10 protein-coding genes are annotated in these 13,721 nt (G+C 46.9%); 8 read left to right on the top strand and 2 right to left on the bottom strand.

From position 1 onward, the window contains the following. Nucleotides 1-294: 294 nt before the first annotated feature. The 7 genes from ACQ4M5_RS16260 to ACQ4M5_RS16230 all read left to right on the top strand — a co-directional run bounded on the left by ACQ4M5_RS16260 (nt 295) and on the right by ACQ4M5_RS16230 (nt 7,469). Nucleotides 295-501 (top strand): DUF2949 domain-containing protein, encoded by a 207-nt coding sequence (locus ACQ4M5_RS16260; protein ID WP_430676689.1) that lies wholly within the window; start codon nt 295-297, stop codon nt 499-501. Nucleotides 502-846: 345 nt separating this feature from the next. Beyond that, nucleotides 847-2,727 carry a response regulator gene (locus ACQ4M5_RS16255; RefSeq protein ID WP_430676688.1) on the top strand — a complete coding sequence of 627 codons (1,881 nt, stop codon included), beginning with the start codon at nt 847-849 and terminating at the stop codon, nt 2,725-2,727. After that, nucleotides 2,721-5,513: a response regulator gene (locus tag ACQ4M5_RS16250; RefSeq protein ID WP_430676687.1), complete on the top strand. Its 2,793-nt coding sequence runs from the start codon at nt 2,721-2,723 to the stop codon at nt 5,511-5,513. Before ACQ4M5_RS16255 ends, ACQ4M5_RS16250 begins: the two co-directional genes overlap by 7 nt. After that, complete coding sequence (locus tag ACQ4M5_RS16245; protein ID WP_430676686.1) at nt 5,510-5,887, top strand: response regulator; 378 nt, start codon at nt 5,510-5,512, stop codon at nt 5,885-5,887. Before ACQ4M5_RS16250 ends, ACQ4M5_RS16245 begins: the two co-directional genes overlap by 4 nt. Nucleotides 5,888-6,048: 161 nt before the next feature. After that, on the top strand, nt 6,049-6,312 hold the full coding sequence (locus ACQ4M5_RS16240; protein ID WP_430676685.1) for a Mo-dependent nitrogenase C-terminal domain-containing protein: 264 nt from the start codon (nt 6,049-6,051) through the stop codon (nt 6,310-6,312). A 167-nt stretch (nt 6,313-6,479) separates the two neighbouring features. Continuing rightward, entirely contained in the window at nt 6,480-7,067 is a 588-nt protein-coding gene (locus ACQ4M5_RS16235) for an NYN domain-containing protein (RefSeq protein WP_430676684.1), read from the top strand. Between the two features lie 63 nt (nt 7,068-7,130). Then, nucleotides 7,131-7,469 carry an HNH endonuclease gene (locus tag ACQ4M5_RS16230; protein WP_430676683.1) on the top strand — a complete coding sequence of 113 codons (339 nt, stop codon included), beginning with the start codon at nt 7,131-7,133 and terminating at the stop codon, nt 7,467-7,469. Here ACQ4M5_RS16230 and ACQ4M5_RS16225 read toward each other — a convergent pair. Continuing rightward, complete coding sequence (locus ACQ4M5_RS16225) at nt 7,426-9,033, bottom strand: NAD(P)/FAD-dependent oxidoreductase (RefSeq protein WP_430676682.1); 1,608 nt, start codon at nt 9,031-9,033, stop codon at nt 7,426-7,428. The two genes, ACQ4M5_RS16230 and ACQ4M5_RS16225, sit on opposite strands and share 44 nt — an antisense overlap. A gap of 447 nt (nt 9,034-9,480) precedes the next feature. Further along, nucleotides 9,481-11,460, bottom strand: a complete 1,980-nt coding sequence (locus ACQ4M5_RS16220) for an ABC1 kinase family protein (protein WP_430676681.1) — start codon at nt 11,458-11,460, stop codon at nt 9,481-9,483. A 374-nt stretch (nt 11,461-11,834) separates the two neighbouring features. Here ACQ4M5_RS16220 and recN point away from each other — a divergent pair, with 374 nt between their 5' ends. Beyond that, on the top strand, nt 11,835-13,667 hold the full coding sequence (gene recN, locus ACQ4M5_RS16215; RefSeq protein WP_430676680.1) for a DNA repair protein RecN: 1,833 nt from the start codon (nt 11,835-11,837) through the stop codon (nt 13,665-13,667). Nucleotides 13,668-13,721 lie beyond the last annotated feature (54 nt).

Here is a 13,721-nt window from a genome sequence, read left to right as displayed (position 1 = left end):
ACACACAAGTCTTGGATCGCTTCGTTTCAGTCGGCTTCAGCCCCCTAAATCCCCCAAAATTGGGGGACTTTGACCTAGAAAAAGTTCTCCAATTCCAGAAAGGGTTCGTCCTTCAAAGTCCCCCAGAATTGGGGGATTTAGGGGGCGAAAGACTTCAGCAATGACCGATCTCAACTTGTGTGTACACGGTAGCTCCCAAACTTGGGAGAAGGGGTTAGGGGATGAGGGCGAAATTCTCGGCATTAATAAATTCACGTTCCTTATCCTCTTCGTGTTGTCGATCGAGAATTTTCAATGGATCACAAAAAACTGGCTCGATTCCTCCGCTTTCTGCGTCAAGAGGTCGCAATCCCTGAAGCGGATTTGCAGTTAGCATTACGACATTCTGAGCAAGTGCCCAACCTGCTGCCCATGATTCTTTGGCAATATGGACTCGTGACCTTGAACCAGTTAAATCAAATTTTCGATTGGATGGAGCAAAGTTTGTCGGGTGAAGTGTAATGAAATCAATTTATGAATAATGCAACACATTCATTCTACGTTTACCCGACGACGTAGAGACGCGATCGAACGATGATTCGATGTGTTGCACCAATAAATCGATTCAGTATTAGGGCGTGTTTTAAGGTTCTAAAACACACCCTACCTTGTCGTCGATCGATAGAAAACTTCAAGCACGAGGCAACAACCTAAATGCTACGATCGAATCGCTTTTGATTGACCGAAGTGCTAATCCTCACATTTCCTCAACTTCGATGTCTAAAGTGAGGATGGCTGACCCAGTTTTCGTTTGAGGAAGGGTGAGACGCTGATTCGGTCAGGTCTAGCATCGGGAGGAGATTGCTCGTGAAAATTCTACTCGCCGAGGATGACGAGCTTTTAGTGGATCTGCTGGTCAAGGCTCTGGCGGCTCAGCATTATGTTGTTGAAGTCGCAACAGATGGACAAATCGCCTGGGAGCTTGCAGAGCAATATCCGTATGATCTCATTGTGCTCGATGTTGGACTCCCGAATTTAGACGGAATTAGTATCTGTCGCACTTTGCGATCGCAAGGGAATCTCACTCCTGTTTTATTACTCACTGCCAAAGATACGCTCAATACAAAAGTTCTGGGATTAGACGCAGGAGCCGATGATTACGTCACAAAGCCCTTTGAATTACTGGAACTCTTAGCTCGAATTCGAGCCTTGTTAAGACGTGGAGGAGCGATCGCATCTCCTAGCTTGAAATGGCAAGACCTAGAACTCGATCCGAATCAATGTAAAGTAAGCTATCGATCGCAAACGATTCATTTGACCCCTAAAGAATATGGATTGCTGCAACTCTTCATGCACCAACCCAATCGGATTTTTAGCTGTGGTAGCTTAATTGATCATCTTTGGTCATTCGAGGAGCCACCTTCGGATGAAACAGTGCGATCGCATGTCAAGGGACTTCGACAAAAACTAAAATCGGCTGGCTTATCTGATGATCCGATCGAGACGATTTATGGAATTGGGTATCGTTTGAAACCTGAGCCAAAAAAAGATGTGAAATCAGAAGTACAAACCATTTGGCAACAGGTGAAAGTTACGTTATTTGAGCGTTTTGCGGTCATTCAAAAAGCAGCGATCGCGGCTCAGACAGGACAACTACTAGCCGCCCTCAAAGGTCAAGCTGAACAAGATGCACACAAACTAGCAGGATCTATGGGGATGTTTGGATCAGATCAAGGATCTCAGATTGCTCAGCAATTAGAGCAACTTTTTCAGATCAAAACGCGCCTACGCTCCAGCCAAATCAAAAAGCTCGCTCAACTGACTCAAGCTCTACATCAAGCTTTACAGCAGATGGATGGACGATCGAGTTTATTGGAAGATGAAGAACAAGAACCGTCTTCTCAGATCGAAGCTAGAGTCCTGGTCGTAGATGATGATGAAACGATTTTGACGAGCTTACAGAAGTTACTCACACCTTGGGGATTGCAGGTAATTGTACTAAACGAGCCAGCAAGATATTTAGATGTCTTTGAAGCAACCTCACCGGATATTGTCATTCTCGATGAAGAAATGCCTGTTTTCACGGGGACTGAGCTATGTCGAATGACTCGAAATCTGTCTCAAGGGCAAGACATTCCCATCCTATTTTTAACCGCACATAACGATCTGGAGACTATCGATCGAATTCTTTCAGCAGGTGCAACAGATTTTGTGATTAAGCCTTTAGTCAGTCCTGAACTGATCATTCGAGTCATTCATCGACTGGAACAATCCCGCTTACTTCGCGGCTCAAATCTTGATGCGCTGACTGGAGTTGCAAATCGGCAACAATCCAGCCAAGCGATTACGAAGTTGTTAAACAATCACGCTGCGATCGAGTTCTCTGTCGTTACGGTGCAAAACCTCAAGCAAATTAACCTCGACTGGGGCTATGAAATCGGAGATCAGATTTTGCGTCGGCTAGGACAAATTTTGCAGTCGAATTTGCCGGAATCTGCGATCGTCGGACGTTGGGGAGGAGCAGAATTCATTGTTGGGATGCCTGAACTCAACTTGAACCTTTTTCTACCGCAGATTGCAACAACATTGGAGCAGCTATCTTTCACTTCAGGAACAGGAGCAATCAGCGGAGTGAAGTGTTTATTTGGAATCGCTCAATCTCCTGAAAATGGACAAGACTTACAAGCTTTGTATCAAACTGCAATGAGAAATCTTACAACCACCCATCTACAGGAGTCTCAATGTTAGAGCAATTGCACTCATTCTTGAGTTCTAGCCCTTTTATTCCACATGGGCACTGCTATCTGTGGAACAGGGAATTGGTGTGGTTGCATTTGCTTTCAGATTTATTCATTGCCTTGGCTTACTATTCCATTCCATTCACATTGTTCTATTTCGTCAAAAAGCGAAAGGATGTCCCGTTTAATTGGATATTTTGGTCATTTGGCATTTTCATTGTGGCGTGTGGAACAAGCCATCTCATGAATGTTTGGACGCTTTGGTATCCAACGTATTGGGTTTCTGGAACCATTAAAGCGATAACCGCGATCGCATCTGTCTACACGGCTGCATCCATGTTCCCGCTCGTTCCCCAAGCTCTAGCCCTTCCGAGTCCAGCCGAATTGCAACTCCAAATTCGCGAACGCCATCAAGCAGAAATAGCATTGCGGCAAGCTTATGACGAGCTAGAGCAAGGTATTCAAGAACGCACAACCGATCTCGCCACGGCTAACCAGGCTCTACAAGCTGAGATCAATGAACGTCAACGAACAGAAGCGCTGTTGAGATCAATGACAAATGCCTCGCCGTTAGCTTTTTTAGTCGTTGATAACCGGACAGATAAAATTCTCTACTTTAACCATTGCTTCTGCGAGATTTGGGGAATTGAAGCGATCGAAGAACAGATGCAGCGGGATGAACTGAAGAATAATGACCTCATTCCTCATTGTTTGCCTGTTTTAGCCGATATTCCAGCCTTTGCAGAATCCTGTAAACCGCTTCAGAGTGAAGAAAATCGGATTGTGATTGAAGATGAAATTCCCTTTGCTGACGGGCGAACCATTCGGCGATTTTCTGGTCAGATTCGGGATGAAAGCGATCGCTATTTTGGGCGACTGTATTTGTTTGAAGATATTACACAGCGCAAACGGAACGAAACAGAGCTAAGAACGATGACTCAGGTGCTTGAGAGTGCGGTAGAAGGAATTTCTCAATTGGATACTCAAGGGCATTACGTTAAAGTCAATCCAGCTTATGCAAATATGGTCGGTTATCAAGCAGAAGAGATGATTGGGATGAATTGGGAGGGAACCGTTCATCCTGATGATCTCGAAAAGATGGTTAATGCCTATGAATATATGCTTGCTCAAGGGAAAGTCGAAGTCGAAGCGAAAGCTGTACGGAAAGATGGCTCAACCTTTGATAAGCAATTGACCATGATCTCAGCCTTCGATGCTCAGCAGCAATTGATCGGACATTACTGCTTTATGAAAGATGTCAGCGAACGGCGAGAAGTAGAACGGCTGAAGGATGAATTTATTTCGGTCGTGAGTCATGAACTGAGAACACCTTTGACTTCGATCTCTGCTGCACTCGATTTACTCGCAGGTGGAGTACTACAAACTCAACCGGATGAAGCTCAACGAATGCTAAATATTGCCGCCAATAACACCGATCGCTTAGTTCGATTGATCAATGACATTTTAGATATTGAACGGATTGAATCCGGCAAGATTACCATGACGAAGCAATCTTGTAATGTCGCTGATTTGATGACACAAGCGATCGAGGTGATTCAGGAAGTGGCAGACCAAGCTGAAGTTCAAGTCGAGGTGAGTCCGCTTACTGTTCAAGTTTGGGCAGATAGCGATCGGATTATCCAAGTGCTGACCAATCTCCTGAGCAATGCAATCAAATTCTCTCCTGCAAACTCGATCGTTTCTCTCACCGCAGAAATCAAAGAATACGAGCCTTCATTTTTTTCACTCCAACCTGCATCTTATGTTCTATTCAAAGTTCAAGATCAAGGGCGTGGGATTCCGGCAGACAAGCTAGAGTCTATCTTTGAGCGCTTCCAGCAAGTCGATGCTTCTGACTCACGACAACGAGGAGGAACCGGATTAGGATTAGCAATTTGTCGCAGCATCTTACAGCAGCATGGTGGACAGATTTGGGTTTCTAGTGCATTAGGAATGGGCAGCACATTTTGGTTTACTTTACCCATTACTCATGATCTAACAGCCGCTCCTGCTTGTGATGTGACTCAATTTGCTCCACCTCTGATTTTAGAGTGCGATGATGATCCTTCAGTTCGTGCGGTCATTCAGGCATTGCTAGAACGTCAGGGCTATCGAGTTCTGTCAGTCGGTTCTGGAGCAGAAGCAGTCAAACAAGCCAGCGAAGCTCATCCAGCAGTCATTTTGCTCAATCTCATGATGCCTGAGATGAATGGTTGGGAGACGCTTGCAGCATTAAAACAGCAGCGAGATACACAATCGATTCCGGTGATTATTTTAAGCGGGATGTTTCCCAATGCAGATGAACCGCATCCAGAAGTGAGTGATTGGATTGTTAAACCTCCTGATCCACATCGACTTTATCAGGCATTAGAACATGCACTCGCTAAACCTGATCAAACAATTCGGGTGCTGATTGTGGAAGACGATCGTGATTTAGCACAAATTTTAAGTACGCTCTTTACTCGACATGGCATTGCAACCTATTGCGCTCAAACTGGACGAGAAGCGATTCAACTGAGCCAACAAGTCACGCCGGATCTTCTGGTTCTAGATGTAGGGCTTCCAGAATGTGATGGATTTGTGGTTGTAGACTGGTTGCAGCAGCATAATCGGCTGTGTTCTGTCCCATTAGTCATTTACACGGCTTTGGATTTGACTGAGAAAGAGCGCGATCGCTTAAGACTGGGAGAAACTTTAATTTTGACGAAAGGACGCATTTCACCGCAAGAATTTGAACAACGAGTGATTCAACTCCTCGATCGGATTGTGCAAGCAAAACAAGGGGAAGTACAATGACAACCCATTCAATTTTAATTGTTGATGATGAATATGATATTCGAGCGGTTGCAGAACTGGCATTAAAGGCAGTTGGGGGATGGCAGGTGATAACGGCGGCATCTGGCAGTGAGGGATTAATCAAAGCCGAACAGAATTCTCCAGATGCTATTTTGCTTGATGTGATGATGCCAGAGATGGATGGGATTGCAGTATTACAAGCCTTGCAAGCAAATCCAATCACACGATCGATTCCTGTTATTTTTCTCACTGCGAAAGTTCAAGCTTCTGACCAAAAACGGTTTCAGGAATTGGGAGTGAAAGGAGTCATTACAAAGCCATTTAAAGCGATGAAGTTGCCGAATCAAATGAGCCAGATTTTAGGTTGGACTTAGGAAAACATCCTTCATCGGATAGATGATAGATTTTTGGAAGAACTTTTCAATCTGCACAAGTTCTGCACAATCTTCCTCTATTCTGAAATCAAGTCGGATCAGCACCCAAGTTGCTACTCTCCTCAGCCGTGCTGATCAATTATTCCTCAACTCCTCCCCTTATGATTACCGTCGTCCTGAATCCGCTTCGCAAATGGCTAGACTCGATCGAGATCGCTAACGCCAGAACGGCAAACCTCTTGTGCCAATTAATCCCTGCCCAATGCCCTTTCGCTTGTAAAGTCAAGCTTTTCAATCAAACCATTCTCACGATTCCGCCCTTGTGTAAGCTCAATCCCTTCTATGAGCAATTCATCATGATTCGATGGCGAGCATTGACCTATCTTGTCGAACAATGCGGTCAAGATGTGACTTCGTATTGCTAAAGTCTGCCGAAAATTCGCTCTGAAGTTTGTCCCTAGTATTGAATATTCCGCTCCTGTTAGCTCTCCTAAAGTTACACGTGATAGGTCGTTATTTGCAAGGCTCCTAACAATTGGGAGCCAAATAATGACCTATTTTTTATCTTTGCATTTCTAAAGAGGTAATCACAATGCTACAAACCATCTTCAAACAATCCGTCTCTGATGCAGTCTCCAACCCTAGCAGCCACAATGCCTTCACTCAAGAGACAGACGAGCGTTCTATTCAGAAACGGTCAACCCAAAGCTGGACAGCCGTTTTCATTGATGGAGCTAGCTTGTATCATGCTGCTCAAAAATTAGACATCGAAATTGACTACGCAAAACTACTCTACGAACTTACAAAAAACAATCGATTTCTTCGAGCTTTCTTTTATACTTGCGTCGATCGCACAAATGAAAAACAGCAAGGATTTGTACTTTGGATGCGTCGCAATGGATATCGCGTCATTACTAGAGATTTGGCTCAATTTGATGCGTCTAAGAAAGTCAATCTAGATGTTGAAATTGCAGTCGATATGATGCAACTTGTAGACTACTGTGAAAAGATGATTTTAGTGACTGGAGACGGAAGCTTATCTTATGCCGCAAACTGTGTTGCTTATAAAGGTATTCAGGTTGAAGTGGTTAGCTTGAAATCCATGCTCAGTGAAAGCTTACTCAATGTCTGCGATCGCTTTACAGATCTCGAAACTCTAAAACACTTGATTCAGAAGTAACTGTTGTCATACAGCAAAAATTCATCTTAGAACCGTTATGACCCCCATCGCATGAATTCAAAGATGCCCCTTCGAGAACTCGGACGGAAATCTCAAAAACACAAGCTCAAACCCCAACTCAAACAACGATTCAATGGAGCCTGTGCCTACTGTGGATGCATACCCAGAGTTCTCACGCTGGATCACATCGTCGCTCAATCCAAAGGCGGTAGGAATGTTAGATCGAATTTAGTCGCGGTCTGTCACCGCTGCAATTTGAGCAAAGGCAGTATGGCACTCTGGCAATGGTGGCAAGCCGCTCCCTGGTGGGACGAAGAAAGAGCGATCGCGGTTGCTGCAACAGTACTGGTCTGTCCACTTAAGTCGCCAACATCTTCAGTGCCACCGCTTCCGCTGTCTTGATGCCGTCAATTCCCGCAGACAGAATCCCGCCTGCATAGCCTGCGCCTTCTCCCGCTGGAAACAAGCCTTGAGTATTCACACTCTGCCCATCTTCGGTGCGCTTAATCCGAATCGGGGAAGAAGTTCGGGTTTCTACTCCCGTCAGGACTGCATCGGGCATCGCAAATCCTGCAATCTGTTTCTCAAAGGCAGGAAGGGCTTCGCGGATTGCCTCGATCGCATAATCAGGCAAGCTCGACCCTAAATCTCCGAGATGCACTCCTGGAGCATAGGAGGGCAACACACTGCCAAACTCACGCGACGGACGATCGGCAATAAAGTCGCCCACTAATTGCCCTGGAGCCTCATAGGTTCTGCCTCCTAGCTCAAATGCCCGCTTCTCCAACTGTCGCTGCAAGTCAATTCCGGCTAATGGTCCCCCCGGATAATCTTCGGGCGAAATGCCGACGACAATTCCACTATTAGCATTGCGTTCGTTGCGAGAATACTGGCTCATGCCATTGGTGACAACATGCCCTGGCTCTGAGGTCGCAGCCACGACTAATCCACCAGGACACATACAGAAGCTATAGACCGATCGCCCATTTTTCGCATGGTGGACTAACTTATAATCTGCCGCTCCCAATCGTCGATCGCCTGCATACTGTCCGTATCGTGCGCGATCAATCACGGGCTGCGGATGCTCAACCCGAAACCCGATCGAGAACGGTTTTGGCTCGATATAAACGCCTTGGTCGAACAACATCTGAAACGTATCGCGGGCGCTATGCCCAATTGCTAGAACCACGTACCGACTTTCGAGGATTTCGCCGCTGTCTAAGCGAACGCCCTGCACTTGGCGGTTCTCGATGAGAACTTCTTCGACTCGACTCTGGAATCGAATTTCACCACCGAGGGATTCGATCGTCGCTCTCATCTTCTCGACGATTCCCACTAACTTAAACGTTCCAATGTGCGGACGGTTCACATACAGGATCTCAGGCGAAGCGCCTGCGTTGACCAATTCGGTCAATACTTTTCGACCATAGTGCTGCGGATCGCGAACCTGGCTGTAGAGTTTGCCATCCGAGAAGGTTCCTGCTCCGCCTTCGCCAAACTGAGCATTCGATTCTGGATTGAAGTCCGCTCTCTTTTTCCAAAAGCCAAACGTATCTGCTGTACGATCGCGGACTCGTTTCCCTCGCTCCAATAGAATCGGGCGAAATCCCATCCGCGCCAGCATCAGCCCCGTAAACATGCCACAGGGACCCGTACCAATGACGATCGGTCGCTGTGTCAATCCTGCTGGGGCTTGAGCGACCGGACGATAGCTCATATCGGGTGTTTCTTTGACTCGTGGATCTTTCTTAAACCGTTGCAGCACCCGTTTTTCTTGCTTCGTTTCCACATCCAGAATGTAGACCGCAGTCATCTTTTCTCCTCGATTGCGAGCATCGTAGCTGCGCTTAAAGATGGAATACCCAACCAGGTCTTCCGCGCTCAAGTGCAGCATGGCAAGAATCGCGCTTTCAATTTCCGCTTCTGTGTGATCTAACGGGAGCTTTATTTCGCTGAGTCGCAGCATAATCCAGAGTTCAATCAACAAAGTTCAGGATAACGCGCTTCGCGATGCCAACCGTTGCCCTGCCTACAAAAATTGAAAAAACGCTGAAGAAGAATCGGTGTATAGTGATGATCTGCACGAATTACAAGTTCCATGATTGTTGCGATCGCACAATCATCAATCCCAAATTAAACTTATCCCTCTTCTGTCTTCTGTCACTTTGAATGAAAGTCATAGCAGCACGGGGAAAGCCCTCTAAGAGGGTGTTTGAGAAGTAATCGTTGATCGCATTCACCCGCCCGGAAATGAATCTCCGGGCTAATCGTGGGAAGCCCACTAAACTGGGCTAAGAACTCCGTATGCCTCTCTTAGCCCGCTTCAGCGGGGTTTCCTCCATTAGCCCGGAGATTGATCTCCGGGCGAACTCGCAACGAAGCAAAGCCGCTTTTTATACTTTTCAAACACCCTCTAAGAACCATACACCGTTAAAGCCGATCGAGGCTGCACCGTGGTTGCTTCCACCTCATCTTTCAATAGAACTTCTCGAATCAATCGTGCTGCTAATCGTTGCGAGAAATCACTAAAGATTTGCTGCCCCATTTTCTGCGTTTCCGGTTTCGCTAACAATCGCGGAATCAATGACAGAACCTTCGTTTGATTGAAGCCGCGTGTTTCTCTCAGAATATTCCACACTCGTTTGAGATGATCTAAAGTCGCTTGATTTTCTGGTGCTAATGGAGGACGTTCGACCGCTAATCCAACCCGTTCACGGAATCCGTAAGACAGGTTTCTCCAAGCAGATTGGCTGAGAGAATCTAAGGCTTTGACGATTTCGTTGACTAAGTTTGCCCGAATGAATTCACCTCGATCGCTAAATAAATAGTCCGCTGCTTGATCCAAAGCTTGATCCAAGTTGTAGTCCGAATTGTCTCTTGCATTCTTCAGCAAGTTTTCTAAGCGATTCCAGCGGAAGCTACCATCTTTGAACAATAGATCACGCAATGAAGCTCGAAGTTCTGGAGCCGGATCAGTTAAGAGCCGCTTAGAAACATACGGATAAGCTTTACTCAGCACTTTAAACTCTGGATCGACATTGATTGCAATTCCTTCCAAAGTTACAAGCGATCGAATAATCAAAGCAAAAAACGCAGGCACTTGGAACGGATATTCGTACATCAATGCCGACAACTTATCTGTGATGCTCTTGATATTGATTTCGGCAACAGAAGCGCCCAATGCCTCGTTAAACACTTCTGCAAACGCTGGAATGATCGGCGTGAGATCCATTGTGGGAGATAGGAAACCAAGATTTACATAATCTTGAGCCAACCCCTCGAAATCTCGGTTTACTAAATGGACGATCGCTTCGATCAATCCATACCGCTGATACGGTTCAACCTGGCTCATCATTCCGAAATCGAGATAAGCCAATCGTCCATCCGGCATCGCCAGCAAGTTTCCAGGATGCGGATCGGCGTGAAAGAAACCATGCTCTAGAAGCTGTCTGAGCGAACATTGCACCCCGACATCAATCAGATGAGTTGCATCAATGCCCTGAGCGCGAATTGCCTCCAATTGCGTCAGCTTCATCCCGGTGATCCATTCCATTGTCAGAACGCGCCGCCCAGTGTACTCCCAATAGATTTTTGGAACGTAAATTTCGGGCAGCTTGCCGTAGAGTTCTTCAAATCGTTCAGCGTTGCGACCTTCTTGGGTGTAGTCCATCTCTTCAAAAATGCGAGTCGCCAACTCATCCGCGATCGCAACCAGGTCACTTTTCACCCGCTTCACATTTTTCATCACCCATCCTGCCAATCGCCGCAGAATGAACATATCCAGAGCAATACTCTGAGCCAATCCGGGACGCTGAACTTTCACCGCAACCGTTTCGCCTGTTTTCAGCTTGCCTTTGTACACTTGACCCAAAGAAGCAGCCGCGATCGGCATCGGGCTTAGTTCGTCATAAATCTGATCCGGAGTTTTGCCTAACTCTTCCCGAATAAATTGAAACGCGACCTCATTCGGAAACGGCGGTAACTGGTCTTGAAGTTTGGTTAATTCTTCTAAATAAGTCGGCGGCACTAAGTCTGGTCGAGTCGAAAGAGCTTGCCCGATTTTGATAAACGCTGGACCTAAATTGGTCAGCATCTCGCGCAGATGAATCGCTTGTTTCTGCTGATTTTTAACGCTGTTTCCTGTGACGCGATCCCACCAGAGTCGCGCAGCAAAAAAGAGAAACGGCAGAAAAATTCCAAACGTGCGTCGCCAAACCGACAGCGATCGAGTCCGATAATACGCTGCGATCAAATCGGGGTCATAGCGCAGTGCCGTCATATCCGTCTGATTGGGAACCAGCGCTAACTCCGATGTGATCATTCCGTTTTCGGTGCGAATAAAGGGGATTGAATCAGCAGTCACAGAATGGGATGGAGTAGAAGTTGGGTTCATCGATCGACACCGGAGGCAATTATATGAAGTATTGTAACAAGAAGCCTAAGAGGACTGACTGTTTTCAGTTAATCATTTTGTCGAAGGCTTGAGGGAGTTCTCGATCGCCAGATTACCGAATCGGTCTTATCAGGAAATCCTCATAAAGAGTGGGGAGTGGGGAGTGGGGTTTAGAGGTTGGGGTTTAGAGGTTGGGTTATGAAACGCAAAGCGAAGTTTTCTTTCTACTCCCCACTCCCCACTCCCCACTCCCCACTCCCCACTTGACGCTTTCATAGAACGGATTTACTATAGTCAAAACCAAATCATACTTGTACTCCAGCCCGTCCTCGCTAACATGGAATGAAGTGCAGATCGTTGTTTTGTGAATCTTCATGCTATTGTCCCTGCGGATCGAAAATTTTGCCCTGATTGATCACCTCGACTTAACGTTTGGGGCAGGACTGCACGTTCTGACCGGAGAAACAGGTGCGGGAAAATCCATTATTCTAGATGCGATCGATGCGGCGCTCGGTGGCAAGGTCACGAGTCGCGCCGTCCGAACCGGAGAAGAACGCGCCACGATCGAAGCGACCTTCCGAGTGAATGATTTGCTGAAATCCTGGTTCGAGCAAGAACAGATTGATTTACTTGATGACGAGGTTGCCGTTTGTAGCCGCGAAATCGTGGCGCTTGGCTCTGGACGGAATCGATCGAGAATTAACGGCGTTCTGGTGAACAAGCAGCAGATGGAAGCCTTGCGCGATCGCTTAGTCGAAATTACCGCGCAAGGACAAACGGTTCAACTCGGACAGCCCGGACTGCAACGCGATTGGCTCGATAGCTATGGAGGTGTAGCACTTCTCAAGCAACGAGAAGTCGTGAGTCAGGCATATTCCAGCTATCAGCAAGCCGCACAAGCGCTAGAGAAACGGAAAACTTCTGAAAAACAACGATTACAACAGCTTGATTTGTTCGAGTATCAGTTACGAGAATTAAATGCGGCGAACTTGAATGATCCGGATGAGTTGGATCAATTAGAGCAAGAACGTAAGCGGCTGAGTCACAGTGTGGAATTGCAGCAGCAAAGTTATCAAGCCTATCAAGCCTTGTATCAAAACGAAAATGGCGACGATGCTTGTGCAGATCTCCTGGGCAAGGCAGAAAGCCTACTCACGGATATGGCACGATATGACGATCAAATTCAGCCGATTCTAGAAATCGTGACTTCTGCGCTTGCCCTTGTGGAAGAAGCGGGACAGCAAATCAATGCTTACGGAGACGACCTCGAAACTGATCCTCAGCGCTTACAGGAAGTTGAAGAACGGGTCGTTGAACTGAAACAAATTTGCCGCAAATATGGACCAGATTTGAGTGACGCGATCGCGCTTCAACAATCCCTCCAAGCCGAACTCGAAGAACTCACAGGTGCAGGACAATCGATCGAGGAATTGGAAAAACTTGCCGAAACTCGTCGATCGCAATTAACAGAAGCTTCAACGCTCTTAACTCAATTGCGCCAATCCACCGCGCAAGGCTTAGAGGCTCGACTGATTGCCGAACTTAAACCCTTGGCAATGGAAAAAGTGCAGTTTCAGGTGGGAATTACACCGATTTCACCAACCGCAGCAGGCAGCGATCGCATCACGTATCTATTCAGTCCAAACCCTGGTGAACCACTGCAACCGTTAACCGAAATTGCATCCGGTGGGGAAATGAGCCGATTTCTACTTGCTTTACAGGCGTGTTTCTCTCAAGTCGATTCGGCTGAAACCCTCGTATTTGATGAAATCGATGTCGGAGTATCCGGTCGAGTCGCACAAGCGATCGCAGAAAAACTCTATCAGCTTGGACGGCATCACCAAGTCTTGTGTGTGACTCACCAGCCGATCGTGGCAGCGATGGCAGATCATCATTTCAACGTCGCGAAACAAGTGATCGAACTGAGTCACGGATCGCAAAACGGAAATGGAGCGACTGCGGAACTGAGAACGATCGTGCGGGTAAATACGCTAGATCAAGAACAGCGTCGTCAAGAATTAGCGCAGTTGGCGAGTGGACAGGTGGGATCGAGCGAGAATGCAACGACCGAGGCAGCGGCGATCGCGTTTGCGGATTCGTTGTTAGCCCAAGCGACGAGTTTAAGAAGCGGGGCATCGATCGAGGAATTACCGGAGCCTGTGGAAGCGCCGCCTAAGAAAAAAGCTCGATCGAGCCGAAAACGTTAACACCCCAAATTGGATCGAGGCGCGATCGCACAATCCTAAGAGGGTGTGTTAAGA

This window comes from Leptolyngbya sp. AN10 (genome assembly GCF_050565645.1).
Taxonomy (GTDB): domain Bacteria; phylum Cyanobacteriota; class Cyanobacteriia; order Leptolyngbyales; family Leptolyngbyaceae; genus Leptolyngbya.
This window is presented reverse-complemented; position numbering and strand designations above follow the sequence as displayed.

Excerpts from the sequence above, each read along its gene's own strand:
- ACQ4M5_RS16250 (WP_430676687.1), top strand. The coding sequence starts at position 2,721 with ATGTTAGAGCAATTGCACTCATTCTTGAGTTCTAGCCCTTTTATTCCA.
- ACQ4M5_RS16245 (WP_430676686.1), top strand. The coding sequence starts at position 5,510 with ATGACAACCCATTCAATTTTAATTGTTGATGATGAATATGATATTCGA.
- ACQ4M5_RS16230 (WP_430676683.1), top strand. The coding sequence starts at position 7,131 with ATGCCCCTTCGAGAACTCGGACGGAAATCTCAAAAACACAAGCTCAAA.
- ACQ4M5_RS16220 (WP_430676681.1), bottom strand. The coding sequence starts at position 11,460 with ATGAACCCAACTTCTACTCCATCCCATTCTGTGACTGCTGATTCAATC.
- recN (WP_430676680.1), top strand. The coding sequence starts at position 11,835 with ATGCTATTGTCCCTGCGGATCGAAAATTTTGCCCTGATTGATCACCTC.
- ACQ4M5_RS16260 (WP_430676689.1), top strand. The coding sequence starts at position 295 with ATGGATCACAAAAAACTGGCTCGATTCCTCCGCTTTCTGCGTCAAGAG.
- ACQ4M5_RS16235 (WP_430676684.1), top strand. The coding sequence starts at position 6,480 with ATGCTACAAACCATCTTCAAACAATCCGTCTCTGATGCAGTCTCCAAC.
- ACQ4M5_RS16240 (WP_430676685.1), top strand. The coding sequence starts at position 6,049 with ATGATTACCGTCGTCCTGAATCCGCTTCGCAAATGGCTAGACTCGATC.
- ACQ4M5_RS16225 (WP_430676682.1), bottom strand. The coding sequence starts at position 9,033 with ATGCTGCGACTCAGCGAAATAAAGCTCCCGTTAGATCACACAGAAGCG.